This is a genomic window from Thalassotalea psychrophila (assembly GCF_031583595.1).
In the GTDB taxonomy this organism is placed as follows: Bacteria; Pseudomonadota; Gammaproteobacteria; order Enterobacterales; family Alteromonadaceae; genus Thalassotalea_A; species Thalassotalea_A psychrophila.
The window spans coordinates 1,671,494-1,695,843 of the sequence record NZ_CP134145.1 but is presented as its reverse complement, the minus strand read 5'-3'; the positions used below and the strand labels follow the sequence as shown (position 1 = coordinate 1,695,843).

The window sequence follows — 24,350 nt, the reverse complement described above, 5'->3', positions numbered from 1 at the left end:
AATATCTGACATCAAAAATCATCACAACAAAACTTACTCTTTATCCCCCTTGTACAGTCAGGTACACCTAAATTCAAAACGAAGCATTGACAAAAATCTTGAGCTGTTAATTTGTCTTTATAAATAAAACTCTCTTCGTATTTTAATCATTATCGAAAACAATGCGTTACAAACTTTATAAATTTGTTAAAAGGGTATATCTTTTAAGTATTCCAGTCTCAGGTAATACTCAATGCTTTCTAGATTAAATATTGGCGCAAAAATGACGCTAGTTTTCTCCACAGTTTTTATCATAATGTTATTTAGTGTTGGTCTATCGATAAAAGACCTGCAAATGAGTAGCGCAGATTTTAAGTCTTACCGTGATTTTGCCCGTAAAAGTGTGCTCTCAGGTCGAGTGCAGGCCAATATGTTGATGGCCTCAAGAGCTGCAGGAAATTTTCTCAAAACACGTGATGAGAATTATTATGATGTTTTTCAAAATCGCATAGCACAAGCAAAGCGTTTCGCCGTTGAACAGCAAGACGTATTAAATGATGATACCCGTAAAGCACTCAGTATCGATTTAGTAAACAGTATTGACCAATATCGCAGCGCTTCACTGCAAGTATTCAAACTTCTTCGCCAGCGTGACATCATTTTAACTCAACGCTTAGATCCACAAGGGATCAAAATGCGTAAAAATATTGAATCAATTATGATATCAGCCTTTGCGGATCAAGATGCAACCGCATCCTATCATGCAGGTAAAGCGTTAGAAGGTGTACTGCTTGGCCGCCTTTACGTTTTAAAGTTCTTAGACAAAAATAAAAAAGCTAATGTGGACCGTGTTCGAAGTGAATTAGGTAAAGGCTTTGAAGAAACACTGCAAGATATAATAGACAATATTGATAACCCTAAGCGCAAGTTATTGCTAGCTGAATTTATTGATGCTCGTCTTTTTTATCTTGAATCTTTTGAGCAAATGGTAGAAATAATTTATTCTCGTAACGAATTGGTCTCACAAGAGATGTTACCTCATGATCAAAAAATTGCAGAAATATCAGAGAAAATTAAACTTTCCTTAAAAAAAGCTCAAGATACTTTAGGCCCGCAAGTTCAAAAGCGTAATGATGAAAGCGTGGTTACGGTTATTTTCACTTCTTCAATTGTATTAATACTTACAATTATCATGGGGTGGATTATTATTCGCGCCATAACTAAGCCGATTAAGGGCTTAGTAAAAGTAGTAGAAAATGTTCAAAAAACCGGGGATTTATCGTTACGTTTTGAAAATAATAATAAAGATGAAGTTGGATTAATTTCTGATGCCTTTAATCGATTTTTAAAAAGCCTAGATGTAAAAGCTGAAGTAGCCAAAAATGTTGCCCGTGGTAATTTATCAACCAAAGTATCATTATTATCAGCTAAGGACTCTTTAGGCCAGTCTTTCCAAATGATGCTTAAAAGTTTATTAAGTAAAGAAAAAGCGTTAAAAGAAATCAGTTTAGGTAGTGTAGATTTTAATGTTGAAGCTGAGTCAGATGAAGATGAATTATCATTAATGCTGAACAAAATGATCATCGATATGAGAGAAATTGCTGAAAAGGCCGACATCATTGCCAGTGGTAATTATGATGTAGAAATAATACCTCGCTCGAATAAAGATATTCTCATGCAATCTCTAGCGCGAATGACAAGAATTTTGCAAGAAAACGTTGAAAAATCAGCAATGGAACACTGGCTAAAAACAGGCCAAAGTATTGTAAATGATGAGGCACGGGGAAACCTTTCGGAAGAGCAATTATCCAATAGCATTATAAGTGCTCTTTGTCAGCATATGAACATGCGAGGCGGTGTTTATTATAGTCATAACACCGCAAACGATACTCTTGAGTTTTTAACTGGCTATGCATTAAATAAAACTGCTAGTGAGTATGAAGTCGTTGAAAAAAATCAAGGGTTAGCTGGGCAAGTTCTTGCCGACAAACAAACTTTAATCGTCAATGATTTACCAGAACAATATTTTAATGTTGCTTCTTTAACTGGCAATATTGACGCTAATCATTTAATACTTTTTCCTTTAATTTACGACAGTAAGTTACTGGCTGTTATCGAACTTGTTTCTTTAACGCCAATTACAGAACAACATAAAGAATTATTAGATCTTGTAGATGAGAACATAGCAATTGCAGTAGTCAGTGCTCGTCATCGTAGCCACACAGAAAATTTATTACAAAAAACTCAATTACAAGCAGAAGATCTTGAAAATCAAAAACAAGTAATTGAGACAACAAAAGATAAATTAGAACAGGCTATGCTATTAGCTGAGCAAGCTAGTGCTTCTAAGAGTGATTTTCTTGCCAATATGTCACATGAAATACGAACACCAATGAATGCCATTATTGGTATGTCGCAATTGGCGTTAAAAACAGAGCTTAATAATAAGCAAAGAAACTATATTGAGAAAGTGCATCGTTCATCAGAATCATTACTTGGCATTATTAATGACATCCTAGATTTTTCTAAAATTGAAGCTGGCAAACTTGATATGGAAAAAATTGAGTTCCGATTAGAAGATGTATTTGATAATCTCGCAAATTTAGTCGGATTTAATGCCGAAGATAGAGGCTTGGAGTTATTGTTTGATATCCCAACGGATATTCCAACCGCGCTAATTGGTGATCCACTAAGACTTGGTCAAGTTTTGGTAAACATTGGTAACAATGCCGTTAAATTCACCGAAGAAGGTGAAGTTATTTTTAGTGTGCGTATTATCGAAGAAGATGAAAATAAAGTGATGTTACGCTTTGCCATTAGCGATACCGGCGTAGGTATTAATAAGCAGCAACAGAAAAAGCTTTTCCAATCATTCTCACAAGCAGACAGCTCTACTACCCGCAAGTTTGGCGGGACAGGATTAGGCTTAGCCATAAGTAAAAAGTTAACGGAATTAATGCAAGGTGAAATAGGTGTTGATTCTATTGAAGGCCATGGTAGTACTTTCCACTTTACCGCCGTTTTTGCAAAACAACAGGTGCAACAAAATCAGCAAATAGATACAACAGTAGAGTTGGAAGCTTTAAAAGTTTTGGTGGTTGATGATAACAGCTCTGCCCGAGAAATATTGTCTTCGATGCTAAGCAGTTTTGGTTTCATCGTTGACAGTGTTAATAGTGGCAATAAAGCAATAAATGCAATAGTAGATGCAAATGATAGCATCCCTTATCAATTAGTCGTTATGGACTGGAAAATGCCTAGAATGGATGGCGTTTCGGCAATACAAGCAATACAAAACCATAAAGGCATCAGTAATCAACCAAGCTTTATTATGGCTACCTCTTATGGTAAAGAGGAAGCAATTATTGCAGCAGAGCAAGCAAATATCGACAATGTACTGTCAAAGCCAGTTACCGCTTCAAGTTTATATGAAGCAATCATGCTTTCTCTAGGTCATGAAATTAAAAAAAGATCGCAACAAAGCCGGGCTGAAGTTTCAAATAAAGTGCTAGAACACTTAAAAGGTGCTCACCTGCTTTTGGTTGAAGATAATGAAATAAACCAAGAATTAGCTGTTGAAATACTTACGACCAATGGCATGAGTGTTGTTGTAGCAAATAATGGCCAAGAAGCAATTGATATTTTACAAGAGCAAGTATTTGATGGCGTATTAATGGATTGCCAAATGCCAGTTCTTGACGGCTATCAAGCCACTCGAAATCTTCGAGCAGAAGAAAGATTTAAAAATTTGCCAATATTAGCGATGACAGCTAATGCTATGGCTGGTGATAAAGAAAAAGTTATCGCAGCAGGAATGAATGATCATATTTCAAAACCTATTAATATACGCGATATGTTCACTACTATGGCGAAGTGGATATCCCCTAAAAATAACACCCCGAAAAAAGAAATTACACACACTAGCTCCGATGAGATTGATTCAGCACAATCGTTAATTCCTGATTCATTATTCGGTATAAACATTCAACAAGGCCTGTCAATTACACAAGGTAATACTAAGTTATACCATAGCCTGTTGGTGAAATTTAGAGACACCAACCTCGACTTTGAGGCACGTTTTTCTCAAATAGATTTGCTTTCAAACAATAACGATGACGAAGCAACTCGTTGTGCACATACTTTAAAAGGAGTTGCCGGTAATGTTGGCGCAACAAAGGTACAATCGGCGGCTGAAACATTAGAAATATCTTGTTTGAATAACGAAAATGAAGCCATCATAAAATCTCATTTAGAGTATTTAATGGAACAACTACTGCCAGTATTAGAAAGTCTTGAACAACTTCCAATAATTGCACCGAACCAAACGAGTAATTTAATTAACATTACAGATAAAGAATTAAACAAACGTTTTGTTGAATTAGATGAGTTATTAGATAACTGTGACACTAAAGCTCAAGATTTACTTACTGAGTTACAAACGTTTCAACTAGCTGATCCAATAACTGAACAACTTAAGCTAATCGCAACAGCAGTAAGTGATTATGATTTTGAAAAAGCTCAACAATTACTTAAAGCAATATAGAAAAACTAAATAAAAAAGGTAGGCTTTTTATGCTGTTTGACTGAAGTATTCAATTAAGAAACACTTCATGATTTCCGGCTACTTTAAGTTCGGGGTGTTTGGTTATTATGCTTCTAAGTTGTGGCTCTTGGCGAGGGCTTAGTTCAACTAATAAAGCAAAACGACCAGACTCAATTTCACTTTTAATCATGTCAGGGTCAACAGTATTGTTAGTATTTATAAATAAATTATGAGTTTGATTGGTAAAGAAAGTAAAAAATAACACAACAACAGCTAATGAAAACCAAACAAGGCCAAAAAGAATAAATCCATAAAAATAAGAAATTATGGTAATTAACACCGCAATGAATACCGAAAAATAAAGGTTATAGTTACCTAATAGTAATGACTTAAAAATTTCATCCGAAATTGGCATAAAGGTATCAAGGTGCTGAATACCTTGAGTTTTTGAGATAAGGTGTATCTGTGGCTTTGAAAAGCCATTATTTTCAAGCTCTGAAGATATAAGCTTCAAATCAGCTATATCGTCGCAAAGATAAAAGTGCCTCTGCATAAAATCCCTCTAAAGTTACTCGTTCATTCCTTAAATAAAATTATGGCTTATATATTCTATAGATCAAATTTAGACCCAAAATTATTGAACATTCTTTCAATTTCAATTTCAATAATCAGGTAGGTGAGAATTTAGTGCGAGGTTGAAACCTTGACAACCCTCCCTATTCGCCATCCATGGCCTGGGAGGATAAGCGCATCCTTGTGCAAAAAAAAATGAGACACCATAGTGTCTCATTTATAAAATAACTTTAAGCTTCCAGCTTGAGTTGGGTCCTAAAATAATCCATTTATCACCGCCCCACGCGATTTAAAGTCCTTATTTCCCTTTGCTCCTTGCTTTCATCCTGAAATACTCAGTCCTGTGAGCTTTAAGCTATGTCACATTAAAGTCCAATTTAATGTAAAACAATATCCATATTGTATAGCGAGCTGTCCATAAAGTTATTACCATCTATGGTATTAACAAAAATAATTGCATCCTTGCCGGTTCATCCTAAACCTGATGTCTCCTGACAAGACAAATATTAACAAACTGGTTACATTTCATAACCCATAAAGTTAAATAATTTAATCGCAATAATATTGAATTATGTTGAGTTCCTTCGAATGCCTTGTTTTATAAGGGCTTATGATTATGTGTAGGAAATAGAAGATAAAACTAATGGGATTATCCCACAACATTGTGAGATATGTCGCACATACCTTGAGGCATTTAGCTACAACACTAAAATGGTATGGGATATGTCACTCGGGAAGAGAATCTCTTTCATTCGAAATATTTTTAGGAGAATGAAGATAAAAGGTTAAAGGCGTAATGATGGTTTGTGGCATTAGCTAGTTTTAACTAATGCCACATTCGAGACATTAAGTAATTGAGTTGAGATTGTGGTTCAGATTATATTTTGTATCTGCCAAACTTAACAAAACAAACATCTATAAGCACTCCTATGGCTTTACCTGAGTTAACCTATAAGTCTGTTAATATTTAGGAAACTTGTTACAATGCTATTTTTGATTTTAAGGAACCTATGAATAATAGTAATGAGCCGCTACACGGCGTGAAACTTGAACAGATTCTAATCGAACTTGAGAAGAAAATTGGTTGGGAGAAGATGGGTGAGTTACTTAATATTCGTTGCTTCACCAATAAACCGCGTCTTAAATCCAGTTTAAAATTTCTGCGTACAACCCCTTGGGCACGCAGTAGAGTTGAAATTTTATACCTTAAAACATTTTGTAGTAAGCATAAGGCAACGGGGAAATTAATCAGGTCGATACTCGCTCAGAAAACAGCAGTAGCAGCAGAAACGACTTCCACCAGGCCCGCTCCCTTTGTTTGGCCAACATTGAAAAATAAATAGACGTGATATCTAGTGCCAGCCTGATTTGATGGATTCGACTATCACTGTTTACAAGGCTAATAAGCAAAACAGTAACGACATAATCTGCCCTCATTTCGCCAGCCCCACACAGAGATCCTATTCAGTATGTTATTCTTTATTTTCCTCTTGAAGAGACGTTGTGATCTCTTGTTCAAACCATTTAAACACCGGTGAAGTCCGTTTTTTTGCATGGTACATTAAACCAATATTTGCGTTGGTGACGTTGGCATTTAAATTATCGATGTCGATATAATGAAACAGATTTTGATCGATAAGCTTAAATAATTTTTTAGGCGCAACAAATAAAGCGTCTGACTTTTCCACTAAATCTAGAATAGGGGTAATGCTATGGCATTTTAAAATAATATTGAGCTTACCTAATTTCGTTTTTGCTTGATTTTCAAAGCGTAAGGATTGGGTATTATATTCAGGGATCAGAACTGTGCATAATGGATGCGTGACGGCCTCGGTGATATCAATAGAAGATAAATCACCAAACAAACGTTTATTTACGATAAAACCAAAATTTAATGTTGTAATGTGTTTTTCATAGATACCTTTTAATAAATTCATCGGCAAAAAACTGATTGCCATATCAACCTGATCTTCTAAAATTTGCTGGGTGGAACGTTCATTCCAGCTTAATATTTCAATAGTCAGCTTAGGCATTGTTTTTTTAAGCTGTAAATAGATTTTTGAACCAAATATTTCTGATATATAAGCATTCATGGCAATTTTTATTTTACCGTTATAGTTTTCAGGCTGAAAAATACTTTCTTCAAAAGTATCTAACAGGCTTTGATAACTGGCAGGTAAGGATTCAGCAAGCGACTGTGCTCTGGGAGACAACTTTAAGCCCTGCTTGTCTCGGTAAAACAAAGGATCATTGAGCTGTGTTCTCAATTTTGCCAGAGCTCGGCTCACCGAAGGCTGGCTAGTATCAAGTACCTCAGCTGCCCGAGACGTATTTTTTTCTTGTAATAAGGCAATAAGCACTTTTAATAAATTTAAATCAAAATCTCTTGTCGACACATAGCCTCCGTAAATACTTATACCAGTTGTATTAACTGTAGCTGTAAATCTTTAAGTCTGTTTAAAGTCATTATTCATTTTTGATATAAACACTATTCGGCTCTGCCATTACCTAGCCTGAATGTTTCAGATAAGCTTGCGTTAACTTAAATCAAGTACGAGTAAACATTATGATGAAAGGTAAATTTATTAAAACATTATTGGCAATTGCAGTTGTTGGCAGCCAGACAGAATTTGCTTCAGCGCCGCAAACATTACTTGATGGAAAAACGATTTGGGCTGAAAAGAATTTGGCTCAAAATTAAACTGACAGATATCTTATGAAAAGTTGGTAACTGTCAGATCAGGTCTGAGCTACTACAATTTAATTAAGACCTACTTACTAAAGAGAACTTATTATGAAAGCATTCACTAAAACATTACTTGCTCTAGCTACTACGGCTTTACTTTCAACTACTGTAATGGCTGACACTATCGATACTTCTGTTGGTAAACTCGAATTCACTCACTCATTCGAAGCAGGTTATCCTACTGCTGCTACTGCTGAGAAACTGTTCAAAGACATGGACAGACAACGTGCTACTCAAGCTTACCTTTGGGCTATACCTTACGTTAGTTTCTTAGCTTTTGAAGAGGGTATGCAAGCTCAAGGTATGACTGATGGGCAATTGCTTTACATGCCTGATAGGGTGGCTCGTTCTGGTGGTTTAACAGCTAACCATACAACACCTTACGCTGTTACTACTGTCGACCTTACTGATTCTCCAATGGTTATTGAGATTCCTGATGGTGTTCGTGGTGCTGCTCATAGCATGTGGCAAATTGGTTTAGGTCAATTAACTGAGGCAGGTAAATACTTGCTTATGCCTAAAGGTGGTACTATCCCTGCTGACTTCGACATGACTGATGTAACTGTTATGGAGTCTGACACTAACCGAGCTCTAGTTATCATTCGTGTAATGGCTCCTGACATGGAAGAACAGAAGAAGACTTTAGCTTCAATTAAGTTCTACTCTGTCACTGACCACCTTAACCCTACTATGAAGCCACTAGTTATCCCTACTGAAAATTGGGAGGGTCATAGTCCTCATGGTGAAGACTTCTTCCGCTTACTTGCTAAAGGCTTAAATAATGGTGGAGAAATCCATGAACGTGACCGCTTGATTGTTGATGGTCTTCGTACTTTTGGTATTGGTCGTGGTCTCACTTATAACCCTACCAAAGAGCAAAAAGCTATGCTTGAAGATGCTTCAATAGTTGGAGAGTCAATGGCTAAAGCTTTGGACTTTGCAGGTACAGATCGCTTAGAACTAGCTCATTACTCTGATGGTTCTCAATGGGAGATTGCTACTACTAGCCCATCTGACCAACGCTTTGAGAACAGTGATGCGCTAGATGGTCGTGCTGCTTGGTTCTATGAAGCAATCACTGCTGATACTGCAATGCATGCTATGACTACTGGTTGGGGTCAAGCTTACCTATCTACTTACACTGATACTGATGGTGATTACTTAAATGGTAAGAATGCTTATGTGTTACATCTTGATACACCGCCACCTGTTGATACATTTTGGTCTATCTCTATCTATGATGTCGAACAACGCTGCTTGATTCTTAACGGCACTGACAAAGTAGGTATCGATGGTCGTATGAACTTAACATACAACGACGATGGTTCTGTTGACATGTACTTCTCACCTGTTAAACCAGATGGTGTGAACGCTGCCAATTGGGTTAAAACTATGGATGATAAAGCTTGGTTCCCATACTTCCGCTTCTACTCTCCTAAACAAGAAGTTCAAGACCGTACTTGGCTCTTACCGGACATTCAAAAAGCTAAATAACGTTACATTATGAAACGATTACTATCGGGGCTAGTTCTTCTAGCCTCTTTAGTAAGGAAATAAATGCAGCAAAATCTCATATCCAAAGACAGCAAAAAATTTCTAGAAAATTTATACTCCCTCCCCCTCCTGACATTTGGATGAAAGAGATTCTCTTAAGCAATGATATATCCCAGGAAGTAGATTCCCAGAAGCTAATGACTCTTGAGAATTTTCTTTCATTTCCCGGAAGTAAAAAAAGCTATCTACTGAAATCAGAAGATAGCTTTTTTTTGTACAGCGTAGTGTTTAATTTGCCGCTTTCAACGCACGGGCTTGATGAAGCTTTTTATAGCTTTCAATTAATCTTTGGTGTTTGTCTAATCCTTCTAGCTGCATGCTAGTTTTGGTTAAACCAAAGAACCTCACATTACCGTTGATCGAACCGATCACGTTTTCCATGGTTTCTTCGCCAAACATTCTATTTAAATTAGCAATATAATGCTCAAATTCTAAATCGTCATCTAAAGCAATCTCTAGTACGGTATTAACTGCTTGATAAAACAAGCCTCGTTGTACTGTATTGTCGTTATACTGCAAGAACTCGCCAACTAACTCTTGTGCTTCTTCAAGAGCACCTAGGGCTAAATAAATAAGTAATTTAAGTTCAAGAATGGTTAGTTGACCCCAAACAGTATTTTCATCGAACTCTATACCGATCAAAGTTCTGATATCAATATAGATATCTAGCTGACTTTCCTCTAAACGCTCTAATAAACCTGCAAGCTCATCATCACTCAAAGCATGAAGATTTAGTATATCTTCGCGGTAATTAAGCGCCTTATTGGTATTGTCCCAAATAAGATCTTCAACCGGATATACTTCTGAATAATCAGGTACCAAGATACGACAAGCAGTGGCTCCATGACCATCAAAAACAGCGATATAAGCTTCTTTACCAAGATCTTCTAGAATAGCCATTAAGCTATTATTTTCTTCTTCATTGCTGCCAGAGAAATCCCATTCGCAGAATTCATAATCATGATTGCTGCTAAAGAATTTCCAAGAAATAACACCTGTTGAATCAATAAAATGCTCGACAAAGTTTTCTGGCTCTGACACAGCTAAACTGTCAAAAGTTGGCTTAGGTACGTCATTTAATCCTTCGAAGCTTCGACCTTGTAATAGTTCTGTAAGGCTGCGCTCTAACGCTACTTCAAAGCTTGGGTGAGCCCCAAATGATGCAAAAACACCTCCTGTTCTTGGGTTCATTAACGTGACACACATCACAGGGAATTGACCTCCTAATGACGCATCTTTAACTACTACAGGAAAACCTTGTTCTTCTAAGCCTTTAATACCCGCTAATATGCTTGGATACTTTTCTATTACGTGTTGTGGAACGTCTGGCAAAATAATTTCTTGTTCTATGATCTGTCTCTTAACCGCACGTTCGAAAATCTCAGATAAACATTGCACCTCGGCTTCATGCAAGTTATTGCCCGCACTCATACCGTTGCTTAAGAATAAATTCTCAATTAAATTAGATGGAAAATATACGGTTTCACCATCAGACTGGCGTACATATGGTATAGAGCATATTCCGCGTTCTTTCATTCCTGAGTTGGTATCAATCAGGTGTGAACCTTGAAGTTCGTCGTCTGGATTATAAATATCTAAACAATATTCATCCAAAATTCCTGATGGCAGTTCATCATTTGCCCCAGGTTTAAACCACTTTTCATTTGGGTAATGAACAAAGTCGCTATTGGCAATATCTTCGCCTAGAAATTGATCGTTATAAAAGAAATTACAGTTAAGTCGCTCAATAAACTCACCTAATGCAGAACAAAGTGCACTTTCTTTGGTTGAACCTTTACCATTAGTAAAACACATAGGCGAAGCTGCATCACGAATATGTAAAGACCACACATTAGGAACGATATTGCGCCATGAAGAAATCTCTATCTTCATGCCAAGATCTGCCAATATACCAGTCATATTCTTGATAGTTTGTTCAAGTGGTAAGTCTTTACCTAAGATGAAAGTTGAGGAATCACCATCCGGCTGCCCCATAATCATGGCTTGTGCATCTTCGTCGAGATTTTCTACGTGTTCAATTTTAAACTCGGGCCCTGTTTGCACAACTTTTTTAACAGTACAGCGATCAATCGATCTTAAGATACCTTGTCTATCTTTATCAGAAATACTTTCTGGTAGCTCTACATCAATTTGAAAAATTTGATTGTAGCGATCTTGCGGATCAACAATATTGTTCTGTGACAACCTAATATTTTCAGTAGGAATGTCTCGAGCCTTACAATACACCTTTACAAAGTAGGCAGCACAAAGAGCTGAAGAAGCTAGGAAGTAATCAAAAGGGCTAGGTGCTGAGCCATCACCTTTGTAGCGAATAGGCTGATCAGCAATGACCGTAAAGTCATCAAATTTAGCTTCAAGTCGAAGGTTGTCGAGAAAATTAACTTTGATTTCCATTAAATGTATTCCACAGTTGTGCGCTGTAAAAGGAAGCTTTTTAACCCTGTTCATACAGGAGGTTAAAAAGCTAACAATTAGCGAATTGATCTTAATTGCGGGAATTATCGTTGTTTTCGCGGCAATAGTCTTGAGTTAATTACACAAATTGAAGAAATAGATGCTTTTAGCGGGGGAAATAATATATAAATCATGGCATTTTCCATGCGCTAACACCGCACAATAAATATTAGCAAAAGTCATAATGATTAAATTTAATCCTACAACTTTTGCTATTACTTAAAATTAAAAGAAACCAGAGACAATAATCAACGAAGGAAAAATGAAAAAATAGGTACGCATCATTAATCTTAGATATTTATTAGCGTCTTTTAATTCCATAAAATGATCAATAACAACCAACCCTTTATACATTACCGTTAATGCAATGAAAGTAGTTATAAACACGGTGGAGTCAAAGCCTTCCCCTAAAATAGTGTTACTGAACGTTATCGCTATTAACGCGACCCAGTAATATTCAAGTTTGCCAAAACGTCTCATCGAATCACTCCTAATGTAATACGTATAACAGTGGAAAAATCAAAATCCACATCAAATCGATCATGTGCCAATAAACAGCCAAGGCTTCTAAACCAGAATTTTCTTTAGCCGAATATGCGCCATTACGTAATCTAAAAATAACCCATAAAATGGCGCAAGCAGCCCAACCTACATGTAAAAAATGATTAAATGTCATGTAATAGTAAACAGTAAAAAACTCATTGGTTTTGGTGCTGAATCCTTGCAGGTCATTCCAATGAAATTCATAGCTTTTTAAAGATAAATACATGCATGCACAGATAAATGTGTACCACAGGTAACGCTCACACTTTTTCAGGTTATCTTTACGAACATTACTCATCGCTTTCGCCATAAAGTAACTGCTAGTCAATAAAATGACGGTGTTACACACGCCAATAGGTGTATTCAAGCTGAGTGGTCCACTGGCAAAAGCTTCAGGGTAGTTGAACTTAGCAATGAAGTAGGCAATAAAAAATATACCAAACTCAGTTAACTCTGAAAGAATACCCACCCAGATAGGAATATTGCCGGGTACTCTGCCAGCTTCTTGCTCACTCATCCTTTTTGGGAAAATAGCCAATGAATTGTTTTGCTCTACAGAAGTCATATCAACCTGCTTTTACTTTGGTCAGTATTGGGAAATAAATGGCAACAAAGCAACCATAAGCAAGCAGCCACAACACAATTGCCGAGTTGAGAACCAGACTGTAATCTACAAGAAAGTAACTACCAAACACTCTAATAATGGTGGCTAAAATAATTGCTATAAAAGCAAACGTCATCACCTTACTTGCAACTATCGCTCTACCTGTATGTCCTAAGGATACGCGTGATATCATCGACAAAATCATAGTTCCCATAGCACCAACAGTAAGTAAATGAACTGCTTGTGATTGACTTACCCATGCACTAGTTTCTGCTACACCAAATAAGAACAATCCTATGGCTATACTCCAATAACTGCAATGCAATGACCACACTAGAGGGGTTTTGATTGTTACCCATATTTTCCAACGAAATGCTCGAATGGCGTGCGCCAATGCCGCGATAAAAAAGATACCAGCTTTTGCCGCAACCGATAATTCAATTATGTTGAAACTAATAACTAATGCCAACAGGGTTGAAACAATCACAAGCTTTTCTAGCCAAGGAATAGCATTAACACGCTGAGTTTGAGTGCCGTTAGCAGTAAACATAGGAAATACTCGCCCACCCATAATGGTCATTATCAAGGTGATTAGTAGCACCATATTTGTACTTGCTACTGTCATTAACTGCGGCGACTCGGCAGCTAAAGAGTAATGCGTTGCAATATTGATTAATGTCATCACTAGCAAAATTGGGATAAACATTAGGTTTCGCCACAACTTCACTTGAATTATAGGGTAAGCAAGAGCGGCAGCAGCAATGGGTAAAAAGGCAATATCAACAAGGGCAACAAACCATGGAGAAATGATACCCGGCATTAAAAATAACACTCTTCCTAGCAACCAGAGTATGAATAGTGCTAACAAACTTTTACCATTGATACTACGTACACCAGTCCAATTTTGCACTGCGGTTAATAAAAAGCCCACGATGATTGCTGTAACAAAACCAAACATCATTTCATGTTTATGCCACCAAAGTGCCCCACCATATACATCAATGGTTACACTGCCATTAAGTATTGCCCCCCAAATAAGCAAACTGATCATGCTAAAAAGTGAAGCACATAAAAAAAATGGACGAAATGCCAATTCGAGAAAAGCTGTAGGTTCGCCTTTATTTGCAGATGAAGAATTTTTAGCGTTGTCTATGTTAATCATAGTTATAGTCCTGTTAAAGGAAAGTAATTTGCAATTGGAAGTTTATACAGCCTTCAACGCAAGTATGTTGCCTAATTGGCTCTGTTCATCGCTACCTACCAAATCGGCTAAAGTAAATTTATCCAATGTTTGATAAAAGCTTTGTTGCGCTTGTGCAAAAACCTGTTTTAGCTTGCAGCTTGAAGTAATTACACATTGATTGTTATCACCAAAGCACTCCACGAGTTTGTTTGAGTCTTCCAATTCTCGCACCAACATACCGATGTTTATTAGCTCTGGGGATTTGTTTAATTTAATACCACCATTTTTGCCACGTATGGCTAGCAAATAGCCTTTTAAGTTAAGTTGCTGAACAATTTTCATTAAGTGGTTTTTAGAAATATTGTAACTTTTAGCAATCTCATTAATTGTGGCTAGGTGCTCAGTGTTTATCGCTAAATATATTAATACTCGCAATGAATAATCTGTGTATCTAGTTATGTGCATTTATATTGACCACGAGCGAAGAAATAAAGATGCATTTAAAATACATCTTTAAGAATGGAAATTCAAACTTAATTGGGAATAGATAGAATAAAGTTAATTTAGATCAAGTAATTTAATTGATCAGAGAATTCGTGCTGACTTTAGCTTCGTTTACTTTAGGAATGTTTTTTACCGCGTAAAAAATCGAACAACATCACCCAGTCACCAACAAAGCTATACCAAGGGTAGATAAAGGTAGCAGGTTTATTTTTTTCAAAAAAGAAGTGCCCTATCCAAGCAAAGCTATAACCAATTAAAGGTAAACTCCACAGTAGTATATATTGTTGAGATAGTAGGCTGTATGAAAGCATAACCAACACTAAAATACTGCCAATGTAATGTAAGTTACGACAGACAGTATTATTGTGCTGGCTTAAATAAAATGGGTAAAACTCTTTAAATGACTTAAATTGTTTTTCTTTCATAATTTCTAAACTAGGTTATTTAAGAATCTTTATAGTGAACCATTAATGGGCCCGTAACATTTCCCACTGTAATTTCTTTAATTATGTCGTAATCACATTCTTTGAAAAATTCTTTATATTTATCGGAAGTTACGTAAATAGCGACACCTTCACTTTCAGTCTCATCTTCAAACACAGCATTAACCGCAGCCATTAAGTAGTGACCAAAACCATGGTGCTGATGCAGTGGATGAATCGCAATAAAAGATAGAATATGGAAGCAGTCCATTGGTACAGCTTCAATAATTTGCTCTTCTTTTTGGATCATTTGCTTAGTGCTAACATAACCAGCACTTAACATCATTTTCAAACGCCAATGCCAGAAACGATTTGAGCCAAAACCTTCAGCAGGACTGTGTAAGCATGCAACACCAACCAATGCTTCCCCAAGGTATATACCTAAAATTGGTTGTTTGGCCTGCCAAAAAGCCGCTAACTCTTCTCTAATAGAAGCTCTGAGTTTTTGCTCATAATCACCTGAACCAGAAAAAATATCGATGAATACAGGGTCATCATGATAAGCCTGGTAAATAAGTGACGCAGCAAGTTTTAGCTCTGGTGCAGTTAAATAAGCAGCTCTGATCTCACAATCAGTAGCGATTTTTACATCATTCATAACTCGCCCTTTTTTAAACTTTTGTCTTTAATATTTCCAGCATATTAGTTGTTATTATTGATGTACCAATACCACTATTTTGAGGCTTGTTTTTTAGGTACTTTTTTCGCTGGAAAACCACCATATCAATTAATTTGAATTTAAGTCAATTAAAGTTGTTGGTTTTTTATTCTAAATTACGCTAAACAAATAATGTAGCTATACTGAAATAACGGACGAATTTTTTGGGAATTATTACTTTGGACTTATCATTACATAACCTAGAAGGCTTGTTTGCCCAACTTGGTTTAGATACAACAGATAATGGCATAAAAGATTTTATTGCTATCAATAAAGGTTTAGATGCAAACACTAAGTTAGCAGATGCAAGTTTTTGGAATCAATCACAGGGTAGCTTTTTATCTGATGCAATTAAATTGGATTCTGATTGGAGTGAAATAGTAGATGTGTTGGATGCTTTACTTCGCTAATAACTTTGCTAGAAATAAATAGACAATTGGCTAATATTAGGGGAGAAACCAATATTAGCCAATATAATTAGAACGTTTTATTAAAGCTCTTTATAAGCGCTTTCGCCCCAGCTAGTTAACTTTCCAGCTTTAAATATAAGTGGTGTACATTCATCTTTGGTAGTCATGCTGTCTGAGTGAACTCTGTTAGTACGATAAAACAATACTTGAATCGTCTCACCATCTTTATCATAGCTTTCATTAAAGTCAGGTACACCTAAGTGATCTTGTGCAGCCAAATAAGCCATGCCACTTTCTAAGCGGGCAATTTTTTTACGGTTTTCAAATTCACGATCTTCATGATCAGTGACAAAACTACCATGCTCGCCATTACCGTCTGCAACAATAATACAACCGGTTAAACCTAAGGTAAGTGGGGCAAGAAGCAGTAAGGTTGCTAAAGATTTTTTCATGGGATTCCCTTTTTAAAGTTAGTTATTTTAAATTATTAGTTAATTTTATTACTTGATAAAAGCTATACGTTATAAAGCAAATACGTTGCCAACTTTATAACTAATTGTTATATATAGGTTTTATTCAAAACATTCAAAATACATGATGACTTAATTAGTTAATTTCGCTACTATTTACGCAATTTAACAACATATGTGCAAAAAATGAGCTCTGATCACGAAATTTACCAAATAGCCGCGCAACTAGCTGCAGAAAATAAAACTCCAACTGTTGCCTTAATTAAAGCAAGGTTAAGCCAAAGCTTACCATTAGCTAGAGTTATTAAAGGCTTACAGACTTGGCAAAACAATCCAAAAATTGCAGAAACAAGTAAACCAGAAATTAAAATTCAAAAAAACAGCAATGAGAAGCCATTTACATTAACAGACGTTGAATTGTTAATTAAACAAGCGATTGCACCACTACAGGCAGAGATAGAACTGCTGAAAGCTAAATTAAGTGAATAAATCAGGGCAAGACTCTCGATTTACCGATAGCAGGCTATCGGAATTGAGAGCAACGCAGTCATGGAGTATTTAAACCAGCACAAGTGAGCAATTATTGAACGAAATTGGTATTAACTTTGAAAACTTAAACCATTAATAAACTCAGTTAAACTCGCCGCAATAAACTTAGATGGTTCGCAGCCTACGGGCTCTACCCAAACTTCGCCATTATTGTTTTTAATGACTAAATTAATGTCATCTTCATCGGTTACAGCAAAAAATATGGTCACTTCTTGCTTTAATTTTTGCTTCATCATCACATGACCAATAATATTTTGCTGTAAACGTTCATAATCTTCTTTATTCCAAGCAAATAATAACTCTAAGTTACCTTCACTGCAGCTTGCAGGGATTGCTTCAGAATATATTTGACTAAAATAAGTATGTACGTCTTGGTGAATAGTAAAACCAAGTGCCTGCTCAACATTGTTGAAATCAAGGGTTTCATCAATAGCTACCGGTTGCCAATTAACAAAACCGTCAGCATCAATAGCACCTGTTTCACAAGGAGATGGCCAGCTATCATCATGCTCAACACTAGGTAATTTACCTGTTTGTTTAATGCAATGTTGCTTGTACTGTTCTGTAAACTGGTTAATAGCTAAGTCAATGCTTTGCGCTGTGGTATTCATCAGGTAAAATACGCCTTAAATTTAAATAATACTTATACTGCTACAGTATATTGGAAAGTAAGTAAAAAGAGAATATGACTCACTACAACAATGCATCAGAATTAAAGTCTTTGTTACTTGGAAAAAGTACTGAGTACAAAAGTATATATGCACCAGATCTTTTACAAGGTGTACCAAGATCATTAAATAGAGATGATTTAAACCTGCAAGACTCTTTGCCCTTTTATGGTGAAGATGTCTGGTATGGTTATGAACTTTCTTGGCTTGAGCCTAATGGTAAGCCAGTAGTTGCGGTGGCTGAGTTTCGTGTGCCTTGTACAAGTGAAAATTTAGTTGAATCAAAATCATTCAAGTTGTACTTGAATAGTTTCAATCAAACTTGTTTTGATTCATGGCAAGATGTTGAAAATGCCCTTATTAAAGATTTATCTGAAACGGCTAAAGCTCCAGTAAAGGTTACATTATTTGCGGTTGATAACTGCCCTGCCCTTGCTATTAGTAATATCGACGCAGTAAAAATTGATGATATAGACATTAGCATTGATAGCTATGAATTTGATCGAACTATTTTATCGCAAGCGGCAGCAATTACTGCAGGTAAGGACGTGAGCGAATATTTAGTAAGCCATTTATTAAAATCTAATTGCTTAATTACCAACCAACCTGATTGGGGTAGTGTTTATATTACTTATACTGGTAAACAAATTGATCATGCGTTATTGCTTAAATATTTAATTTCATTTCGCCAGCATAATGAGTTTCATGAACAATGTGTAGAGCGTATATTCACTGACATTATGGAATTTTGCCAACCTGAATCACTTACTGTATTTGCTCGTTATACGCGAAGAGGAGGACTAGATATTAATCCTTTTAGAAGCAGTGAAGATATTTTTGCGCCACAAAATAGAACACTAAGACAATAATGCTAGAAACTAGAAACTAGAACAGTTATATAAACTCATTCTTCGTTTATATAACTTCGAGAAACGAACAGCGGGCTTGTTTCTCGTCTATTGTTCTTCGTTTCTCCCAGCTCACCTTTTTATCTGCTCTTTTATAGACTACACTCAAACTATAGATATCGAATCCTGGTCTAAGTTGTTATTTTCCTTATAAAAATTTTAATTATCTGTATTCATTTTCGAGGTGGCTTATGCAAATTGAATTAAACCCTGTAGGCAACATGTGCCTACTTTCCCCTCTTGAGGTTGATCAACTTCAACACTCAGCTAATAGTGAACTTTATCAACTTTACCGTAACTGCTCACTTGCTGTATTAAATGTAGGGAGTACCACAGATGATGCAGAAGCAATTTATGAAACTTACAAAGATTTTAATATCCAAGTATTAAAACGTGAAAGAGGAGTAAAGTTACGGTTGATCAACCCTCCTGCTCATGCTTTTGTTGACGGGAAAATAATTAAAGGTATTCAAGAGCAACTATCAGCTGTTTTACGAGATATTTTGTTTATCTCAAGTCGATATTTAAGTAGCCCACCACCACGTCCTGCTGGACTTATTACCCATATAGTTTTTGATATTATTCGCAATGCAGGTGCGATAAAGTTAGATAGTGAACCAGGAGTTATAACCTGCTGGGGCGGCCACTCGATTAAACATGAAGAATACAAATACACTAAAGAAACAGGTTACCAGCTAGGTTTACGTAATATCAACATATGTACAGGTTGTGGCCCGGGTGCGATGAAGGGACCAATGAAAGGCGCAACATTTGGTCATGCAAAGCAGCGTAGTGGCATTGGCCGTTATATTGGTTTAACTGAACCCAGTATTATTGCTGCCGAGCCGCCAAATACCATAGTAAATGAATTGGTGATCATGCCTGATATTGAAAAACGCTTAGAAGCGTTCGTTCGTTTAAGCCATGGTTTAATAATATTTCCAGGTGGTGCAGGAACCGCTGAAGAATTACTATTTGTAATAGGAATATTATTACATCCGGAAAATAAACTGCAAAAACTCCCTATAGTTCTCACCGGTCCCAAAGACGCGGAGCAATATTTTAAAGCATTAGATACATTTATTGGTGAAATTTTAGGAGCAGAGGCGCAACAACTCTATACCATAATCATTGATGATACCGAAGCGGTAGCTAAATACTTAAAAGAACATATAAGTTCGGTAATTAGTTATCGTAAAGCGGTTGGCGATGCCTATCACTATAACTGGACCCTAGAAATCGAAGCTCAATTTCAACAGCCTTTTGAGCCCAGTCATAAAAATATGGCTCAAATTAATCTAAATAAGGATTTACCGGTAAATGAGTTAGCAGCAAATTTACGTAAAATATTTTCAGGTATTGTCGCTGGCAATGTGAAACCTGAATGGGTTAAAAGCATTCGAAAAAATGGTCCATATGAGATATCTGGCGATAAAGAGATTATGACTCACATGGATAACCTGCTATCATCTTTTGTTAAACAGGGACGGATGAAGTTACAAGGTAAATATACGCCTTGTTATAAAATCGTTTCCGAATAAATATAACTAAAATAATAAATATAGACGATGCAAGCTCACTTAGTTCTTATTGATGCCATGAATTTGATCCGCAGAATATACGCGGCTCAAGAACGGTTGTACCCGTTAAATGGCGACTTGTCAGATAAAACCAAACAACAAATCATCCACAACACCAAAACAGCGGCAACTAAAGCGTTACAAAAAATCATTCAAGAGCATGAGCCAAGTCATGCTTTAGCTGTATTTGACTGTCAAGGTTTGTGCTGGCGTTATAAAATATTTCCCGATTATAAAAAGGGTCGAAAGAAAATGCCTGAGCACCTAGCTGAAAGCTTGTCCGATATGCAGGATGGGTTTTTAGCATTAGGTGTTGATTCATTGGAGTCAGAGCATGATGAAGCTGATGACTTAATTGCAACTTTAGCGGTAAAAATGGCACTTAATGGCCAAAACACAACCATAATATCAACTGATAAAGGCTTTTTGCCCTTACTTGGACACCACGTACAAGTTTATGATTACTTCAAAAAACGTTATTTTGATGATGAATATGTACAACAAAAATTCAATGTAAAAACCGCACAACTTATCGACTTTTGGACGTTAACTGGGGATACCACGAATAAGATCCCTGGAGTAGCGGGTATAGGACAAGTTACCGCATCAGAGCTGTTAAATACTTACGGCTCTTTAAAAGCTATACTTGCCGCTACTGATTTGAAAAAATCGGTTGCCAAAAAATTTGCTGATACTCAATTGCAATTTGAATTAAGCCAACAACTGCTTAATTTGAAAAAAGATATACCTTTAGGCTTTAACCTTAAAGATATTCGCTTACATGAAGAGGTTATACCAACCGGCATAAATACCTGATCATTTTGAATGGTTAAAACGAATAACTACTGCGTTATAAAATTTTTATGTAGGATAACTACTTATAAAATTTCATGCCTTGTATTTATCCATTTTTCCTCACTCAGAAATAAACCACGTACTTATACCGATTGGTATTAATTAAAAATTTGTTACAATTTTTTAACCATGTATCTTATAGATACTTTATAATCACATTTTTATAATTAAAAAAATATATATAATCTATATCTTTCAAGGATTGTTATGAACACCAAAGTTGTCTCTCGCATTGTTATTGCAGTTATTATTTATGCTATTTTTTCAGCTGCGGTAATGCACTTTTATAAAGATACTCCGGTAAAAATGGAGTGGGATGAACGCGAGGGCTTCAACCGCCAGTATATCGCTAAATTAAAACTAGATAGTGCCAACCTTGATAAAATAATTATTGATATTGGTAGCCCAGATTTAACTGAAGCGAAAAAAGTTAGCACCGGCAATTACCAAGTCATGTTTTTTCGAACCCAACATAAACATTCTGATGGCATAACGACTCAAGATGAATGCACCCCGCTTCTATTTAAAGATGATATTTTGGTAGGCATCGGCGACAGTGCATATTCAGATTATAAACAGTTAAAAGCGATTGAGTAATTGTCATTTGAAATTTTAAATCTAACTGTTTAAATTTAAAATTTCGTCGTACCCCCTCATACTTTAGTCTAGTTTGACTTTAAATTAGCCGAAATAACGACTATTACAAGTAAAGCAACTAGATATGAAAGTAGAGCCATGATATAAAAACGCCACACTTTAATGGCGTTTTTTTTATGTTCATAGTTTAATTAAACACTATTTAGAACACATATTATTAATAGGCAACCTTCATGACTAAGCAAACGATCACCGTTATTCCTGGCGATGGCATCGGCCCAAGTATTATCGACTCATGCATTAAAGTATTAGATAAAGCTGGTTGTAACTTTAATTACGAGTTTGCTGATGCTGGTTTAGCGGCTTTTGAAAAGCACGGTGAACTAGTTCCGACAGAGACATTACGCCTTATTGAAAAAAATAAAATTAGCTTAAAAGGCCCTCTTACAACTCCTGTTGGTGAAGGCTTCACATCAATTAACGTTACTCTTCGTAAAAAATTCAAATTATACGCTAACCTTCGCCCTGTCATTTCATTCAAAGGTACTCGTGCGCGTTATGATCACATTGATATTTTAACAATACGAGAAAATACCGAAGGTATGTATTCGGGCCTTGGTCAAACGGTATCAGCAGATGGTGAAACAGCAGAAGCAATGAGTTTAGTTACTCGTGAGGGCGCTGAACGAATAGTTGAGTTTGCGTATCAAACAGCCATTAAAGAAGGTCGCAAAAAGGTTACTGCCGTTCATAAAGCGAACATATTGAAGTCTACCTCAGGCTTATTTTTAAAAGTAGCTCGTGAAGTTGCCGCTCGGTATCCTGAAATTGAATCAACAGAAATGATTGTAGATAACTGTTGTATGCAGCTTGTCATGAATCCTGAACAATTTGACGTCATTGTAACAACTAACTTGTTCGGTGATATTATATCTGACTTATGTGCAGGTTTAGTTGGTGGTTTAGGGATGGCGCCAGGTGCGAACATTGGCAAAGACTGTGCCATTTTTGAAGCGGTTCACGGCAGCGCTCCAGACATTGCAGGCAAAAACTTAGCTAACCCAACATCAGTAATATTAGCTGCAATTCAAATGCTTGAATACATGGGCATGAATGATAAGGCAACAGCCATTAGAAATGCTATTACTGATGTGATTGAGTCTGGCGATCGTACAACTCGCGACTTAGGCGGCGAACATGGCACTACGGACTTCACCGAAGCGTTGTTAGAGAGGTTATAAAAAAGGAGCCAACGGCTCCTATTTTAGAAACGAGAAACTAAGAGCCAGTATTGTTATAAACGATGCTGAATAACAATACCGATAAAAAACTCTTCGTCTCTCGTATCTATTAATCTCGTCTCTAGTTTTACTTATTACCTAGAACTCTTAAATGCACTGTCACTTCTTCACGGTCATAATATAAGTGCTTGGCGTACATTTCGTAGTAGATACTATTTTCAGATAACTTGTCTTTAATGATCTGTAGGTTTTTCATTACTAGCTGGTAACGACCTGCAGATGGCGGTAATTTCAAATTGAACATTGCTTCTTTACAGTCACCTTCAACAACCCAATCAGCCATTAATTTAGCTACCTTTGTTGGATTTTCAATCATGTCACACACTAACCAGTAATTATTCTTTTTACGTGGGCGCCATTTAAAACCATCTTGCTGATAATGCTTAACCTGCCCTGTTTGCATTAAGTCATCATCCATAGGCCCGTTATCGATAGCTTTAACCATCATGCCACGACGAACCAGTTGATACGTCCAGCCACCAGGCGCAGAGCCTAAATCAACGGCATTTAAGCCTCCAGCGAGACGTGTTTCATGATCTTCTTTAGGAATAAAATATAAAAATGCTTCATCAAGTTTTAATGTAGAGCGACTTGGTGATGCACCTGGAAATTTTAATCTATGTATACCCATCACATGCTCTGACGAGTTTGATACGTAGGAATAACCCAATTGCACTTGCTGTCCTGACATAAACAATGCGTGTAAAATTGCTGCGCCGCGTGAGTCATTGCCCTGCTCTTTTGCAGCAAGCAAACCTGATTTACGTAGATTTTGTCTAAGTGGCACCGATAGTTTTCGGATAAATTTAGACAACTCTTTGCCATCATTAGTATCAGGTGTTTCCATTCGAATTTCTTCATAATGAAAGTCTGTTCCTAATGCTTCACTTATTGCTTCAACGCGATTAAATGCTGGTAATTCTATTTCTTCACCAAGCGTAGCAAACCATTGGCGAGCAAAAATCAAACGAGCTAATGGCAGCTTTTGAATCAACTTGTCAGCATCTGCACTCTCATGTAGATGGAAATAAACCAAGCCTTGGTTTTTGCATACTTTGATGTATCCATAAACTTCATTCCATGCAGCTTTTTCTTGAATTTCAGCGCCACATTCTTTCTCAAAACCTGGTCGACAATAAAGGACTATTACAGTCATTAATTTTTATTT

At 36.4% G+C, this 24,350-nt stretch carries 23 protein-coding genes; 11 read left to right on the top strand and 12 right to left on the bottom strand.

Translation table 11 applies throughout. From position 1 onward, the window contains the following. Positions 1–232 precede the first annotated feature (232 nt). Positions 233–4,522 (top strand): hybrid sensor histidine kinase/response regulator, encoded by a 4,290-nt coding sequence (locus RGQ13_RS07070; protein WP_348392856.1) that lies wholly within the window; start codon positions 233–235, stop codon positions 4,520–4,522. Between the two features lie 49 nt (positions 4,523–4,571). Here RGQ13_RS07070 and RGQ13_RS07065 read toward each other — a convergent pair whose 3' ends face one another. After that, positions 4,572–5,075 (bottom strand): hypothetical protein, encoded by a 504-nt coding sequence (locus tag RGQ13_RS07065; protein WP_348392855.1) that lies wholly within the window; start codon positions 5,073–5,075, stop codon positions 4,572–4,574. A gap of 1,030 nt (positions 5,076–6,105) precedes the next feature. Here RGQ13_RS07065 and RGQ13_RS07060 point away from each other — a divergent pair. Further along, a complete protein-coding gene (locus RGQ13_RS07060; protein WP_348392854.1) occupies positions 6,106–6,438 on the top strand; it encodes a VF530 family protein in 333 nt (110 codons plus the stop codon). Positions 6,439–6,567: 129 nt separating this feature from the next. On the opposite strand, the gene RGQ13_RS07055 is transcribed toward RGQ13_RS07060, so the two are convergent. Next, positions 6,568–7,491, bottom strand: coding sequence for a LysR family transcriptional regulator (locus RGQ13_RS07055; protein ID WP_348392853.1), 924 nt, complete (start codon positions 7,489–7,491; stop codon positions 6,568–6,570). A gap of 170 nt (positions 7,492–7,661) precedes the next feature. Between RGQ13_RS07055 and RGQ13_RS07050 the strand changes: the two genes are divergently transcribed. Beyond that, entirely contained in the window at positions 7,662–7,796 is a 135-nt protein-coding gene (locus tag RGQ13_RS07050) for a hypothetical protein (protein ID WP_348392852.1), read from the top strand. A gap of 93 nt (positions 7,797–7,889) precedes the next feature. Next, positions 7,890–9,335 carry a DUF1214 domain-containing protein gene (locus RGQ13_RS07045; RefSeq protein ID WP_348392851.1) on the top strand — a complete coding sequence of 482 codons (1,446 nt, stop codon included), beginning with the start codon at positions 7,890–7,892 and terminating at the stop codon, positions 9,333–9,335. 288 nt (positions 9,336–9,623) lie between these two features. Here the strand turns inward: RGQ13_RS07045 and RGQ13_RS07040 are convergent, their stop codons facing one another. The 7 genes from RGQ13_RS07040 to RGQ13_RS07010 all read right to left on the bottom strand — a co-directional run bounded on the left by RGQ13_RS07040 (position 9,624) and on the right by RGQ13_RS07010 (position 15,784). Continuing rightward, positions 9,624–11,810: an OsmC domain/YcaO domain-containing protein gene (locus tag RGQ13_RS07040; protein WP_348392850.1), complete on the bottom strand. Its 2,187-nt coding sequence runs from the start codon at positions 11,808–11,810 to the stop codon at positions 9,624–9,626. Between the two features lie 285 nt (positions 11,811–12,095). Further along, positions 12,096–12,350: a cytochrome C oxidase subunit IV family protein gene (locus RGQ13_RS07035; protein ID WP_348392849.1), complete on the bottom strand. Its 255-nt coding sequence runs from the start codon at positions 12,348–12,350 to the stop codon at positions 12,096–12,098. A 10-nt stretch (positions 12,351–12,360) separates the two neighbouring features. Further along, positions 12,361–12,978: a cytochrome c oxidase subunit 3 family protein gene (locus tag RGQ13_RS07030; RefSeq protein WP_348392848.1), complete on the bottom strand. Its 618-nt coding sequence runs from the start codon at positions 12,976–12,978 to the stop codon at positions 12,361–12,363. Between the two features lies 1 nt (position 12,979). Beyond that, entirely contained in the window at positions 12,980–14,179 is a 1,200-nt protein-coding gene (locus tag RGQ13_RS07025) for an NnrS family protein (RefSeq protein WP_348392847.1), read from the bottom strand. Positions 14,180–14,221: 42 nt separating this feature from the next. Next, positions 14,222–14,665: an RrF2 family transcriptional regulator gene (locus RGQ13_RS07020; protein ID WP_348392846.1), complete on the bottom strand. Its 444-nt coding sequence runs from the start codon at positions 14,663–14,665 to the stop codon at positions 14,222–14,224. 155 nt (positions 14,666–14,820) lie between these two features. Then, positions 14,821–15,129 carry a DUF962 domain-containing protein gene (locus RGQ13_RS07015; RefSeq protein ID WP_348392845.1) on the bottom strand — a complete coding sequence of 103 codons (309 nt, stop codon included), beginning with the start codon at positions 15,127–15,129 and terminating at the stop codon, positions 14,821–14,823. A gap of 19 nt (positions 15,130–15,148) precedes the next feature. After that, positions 15,149–15,784 (bottom strand): GNAT family N-acetyltransferase, encoded by a 636-nt coding sequence (locus tag RGQ13_RS07010; protein ID WP_348392844.1) that lies wholly within the window; start codon positions 15,782–15,784, stop codon positions 15,149–15,151. Between the two features lie 239 nt (positions 15,785–16,023). Here RGQ13_RS07010 and RGQ13_RS07005 point away from each other — a divergent pair, with 239 nt between their 5' ends. After that, a complete protein-coding gene (locus tag RGQ13_RS07005; RefSeq protein ID WP_348392843.1) occupies positions 16,024–16,254 on the top strand; it encodes a DUF2789 family protein in 231 nt (76 codons plus the stop codon). An 80-nt stretch (positions 16,255–16,334) separates the two neighbouring features. Here the strand turns inward: RGQ13_RS07005 and RGQ13_RS07000 are convergent, their stop codons facing one another. Beyond that, a complete protein-coding gene (locus RGQ13_RS07000; protein ID WP_348392842.1) occupies positions 16,335–16,706 on the bottom strand; it encodes a DUF3192 domain-containing protein in 372 nt (123 codons plus the stop codon). A gap of 204 nt (positions 16,707–16,910) precedes the next feature. Here RGQ13_RS07000 and RGQ13_RS06995 point away from each other — a divergent pair, with 204 nt between their 5' ends. After that, positions 16,911–17,213 (top strand): hypothetical protein, encoded by a 303-nt coding sequence (locus RGQ13_RS06995; RefSeq protein WP_348392841.1) that lies wholly within the window; start codon positions 16,911–16,913, stop codon positions 17,211–17,213. 110 nt (positions 17,214–17,323) lie between these two features. Here RGQ13_RS06995 and syd read toward each other — a convergent pair whose 3' ends face one another. Beyond that, entirely contained in the window at positions 17,324–17,884 is a 561-nt protein-coding gene (gene syd, locus RGQ13_RS06990) for a SecY-interacting protein (RefSeq protein WP_348392840.1), read from the bottom strand. A gap of 74 nt (positions 17,885–17,958) precedes the next feature. Here syd and queF point away from each other — a divergent pair, with 74 nt between their 5' ends. From queF to RGQ13_RS06965, 5 genes are all read left to right on the top strand, one after another. Then, positions 17,959–18,810, top strand: a complete 852-nt coding sequence (queF, locus tag RGQ13_RS06985; RefSeq protein WP_348392839.1) for an NADPH-dependent 7-cyano-7-deazaguanine reductase QueF — start codon at positions 17,959–17,961, stop codon at positions 18,808–18,810. A gap of 230 nt (positions 18,811–19,040) precedes the next feature. After that, positions 19,041–20,390, top strand: a complete 1,350-nt coding sequence (gene ppnN, locus RGQ13_RS06980) for a nucleotide 5'-monophosphate nucleosidase PpnN (protein ID WP_348392838.1) — start codon at positions 19,041–19,043, stop codon at positions 20,388–20,390. Between the two features lie 27 nt (positions 20,391–20,417). Beyond that, positions 20,418–21,245, top strand: a complete 828-nt coding sequence (gene xni / locus RGQ13_RS06975; protein ID WP_348392837.1) for a flap endonuclease Xni — start codon at positions 20,418–20,420, stop codon at positions 21,243–21,245. A 246-nt stretch (positions 21,246–21,491) separates the two neighbouring features. Next, complete coding sequence (locus RGQ13_RS06970; protein ID WP_348392836.1) at positions 21,492–21,881, top strand: DUF3192 domain-containing protein; 390 nt, start codon at positions 21,492–21,494, stop codon at positions 21,879–21,881. 233 nt (positions 21,882–22,114) lie between these two features. After that, the gene (locus tag RGQ13_RS06965) at positions 22,115–23,122 is read left to right on the top strand and encodes an isocitrate dehydrogenase (RefSeq protein ID WP_348392835.1); all 1,008 of its coding nucleotides are present in this window, start codon (positions 22,115–22,117) and stop codon (positions 23,120–23,122) included. Positions 23,123–23,249: 127 nt separating this feature from the next. Here the strand turns inward: RGQ13_RS06965 and rlmM are convergent, their stop codons facing one another. Beyond that, the gene (gene rlmM, locus RGQ13_RS06960; protein ID WP_348392834.1) at positions 23,250–24,338 is read right to left on the bottom strand and encodes a 23S rRNA (cytidine(2498)-2'-O)-methyltransferase RlmM; all 1,089 of its coding nucleotides are present in this window, start codon (positions 24,336–24,338) and stop codon (positions 23,250–23,252) included. Positions 24,339–24,350 lie beyond the last annotated feature (12 nt).

Excerpts from the sequence above, each read along its gene's own strand:
- RGQ13_RS07070 (WP_348392856.1), top strand. The coding sequence starts at position 233 with ATGCTTTCTAGATTAAATATTGGCGCAAAAATGACGCTAGTTTTCTCC.
- RGQ13_RS07065 (WP_348392855.1), bottom strand. The coding sequence starts at position 5,075 with ATGCAGAGGCACTTTTATCTTTGCGACGATATAGCTGATTTGAAGCTT.
- RGQ13_RS07060 (WP_348392854.1), top strand. The coding sequence starts at position 6,106 with ATGAATAATAGTAATGAGCCGCTACACGGCGTGAAACTTGAACAGATT.
- RGQ13_RS07050 (WP_348392852.1), top strand. The coding sequence starts at position 7,662 with ATGATGAAAGGTAAATTTATTAAAACATTATTGGCAATTGCAGTTGTT.
- RGQ13_RS07045 (WP_348392851.1), top strand. The coding sequence starts at position 7,890 with ATGAAAGCATTCACTAAAACATTACTTGCTCTAGCTACTACGGCTTTA.
- RGQ13_RS07040 (WP_348392850.1), bottom strand. The coding sequence starts at position 11,810 with ATGGAAATCAAAGTTAATTTTCTCGACAACCTTCGACTTGAAGCTAAA.
- RGQ13_RS07035 (WP_348392849.1), bottom strand. The coding sequence starts at position 12,350 with ATGAGACGTTTTGGCAAACTTGAATATTACTGGGTCGCGTTAATAGCG.
- RGQ13_RS07030 (WP_348392848.1), bottom strand. The coding sequence starts at position 12,978 with ATGACTTCTGTAGAGCAAAACAATTCATTGGCTATTTTCCCAAAAAGG.
- RGQ13_RS07025 (WP_348392847.1), bottom strand. The coding sequence starts at position 14,179 with ATGATTAACATAGACAACGCTAAAAATTCTTCATCTGCAAATAAAGGC.
- RGQ13_RS07020 (WP_348392846.1), bottom strand. The coding sequence starts at position 14,665 with ATGCACATAACTAGATACACAGATTATTCATTGCGAGTATTAATATAT.
- RGQ13_RS07015 (WP_348392845.1), bottom strand. The coding sequence starts at position 15,129 with ATGAAAGAAAAACAATTTAAGTCATTTAAAGAGTTTTACCCATTTTAT.
- RGQ13_RS07010 (WP_348392844.1), bottom strand. The coding sequence starts at position 15,784 with ATGAATGATGTAAAAATCGCTACTGATTGTGAGATCAGAGCTGCTTAT.
- RGQ13_RS07000 (WP_348392842.1), bottom strand. The coding sequence starts at position 16,706 with ATGAAAAAATCTTTAGCAACCTTACTGCTTCTTGCCCCACTTACCTTA.
- RGQ13_RS06995 (WP_348392841.1), top strand. The coding sequence starts at position 16,911 with ATGAGCTCTGATCACGAAATTTACCAAATAGCCGCGCAACTAGCTGCA.
- syd (WP_348392840.1), bottom strand. The coding sequence starts at position 17,884 with ATGAATACCACAGCGCAAAGCATTGACTTAGCTATTAACCAGTTTACA.
- queF (WP_348392839.1), top strand. The coding sequence starts at position 17,959 with ATGACTCACTACAACAATGCATCAGAATTAAAGTCTTTGTTACTTGGA.
- ppnN (WP_348392838.1), top strand. The coding sequence starts at position 19,041 with ATGCAAATTGAATTAAACCCTGTAGGCAACATGTGCCTACTTTCCCCT.
- xni (WP_348392837.1), top strand. The coding sequence starts at position 20,418 with ATGCAAGCTCACTTAGTTCTTATTGATGCCATGAATTTGATCCGCAGA.
- RGQ13_RS06970 (WP_348392836.1), top strand. The coding sequence starts at position 21,492 with ATGAACACCAAAGTTGTCTCTCGCATTGTTATTGCAGTTATTATTTAT.
- RGQ13_RS06965 (WP_348392835.1), top strand. The coding sequence starts at position 22,115 with ATGACTAAGCAAACGATCACCGTTATTCCTGGCGATGGCATCGGCCCA.
- rlmM (WP_348392834.1), bottom strand. The coding sequence starts at position 24,338 with ATGACTGTAATAGTCCTTTATTGTCGACCAGGTTTTGAGAAAGAATGT.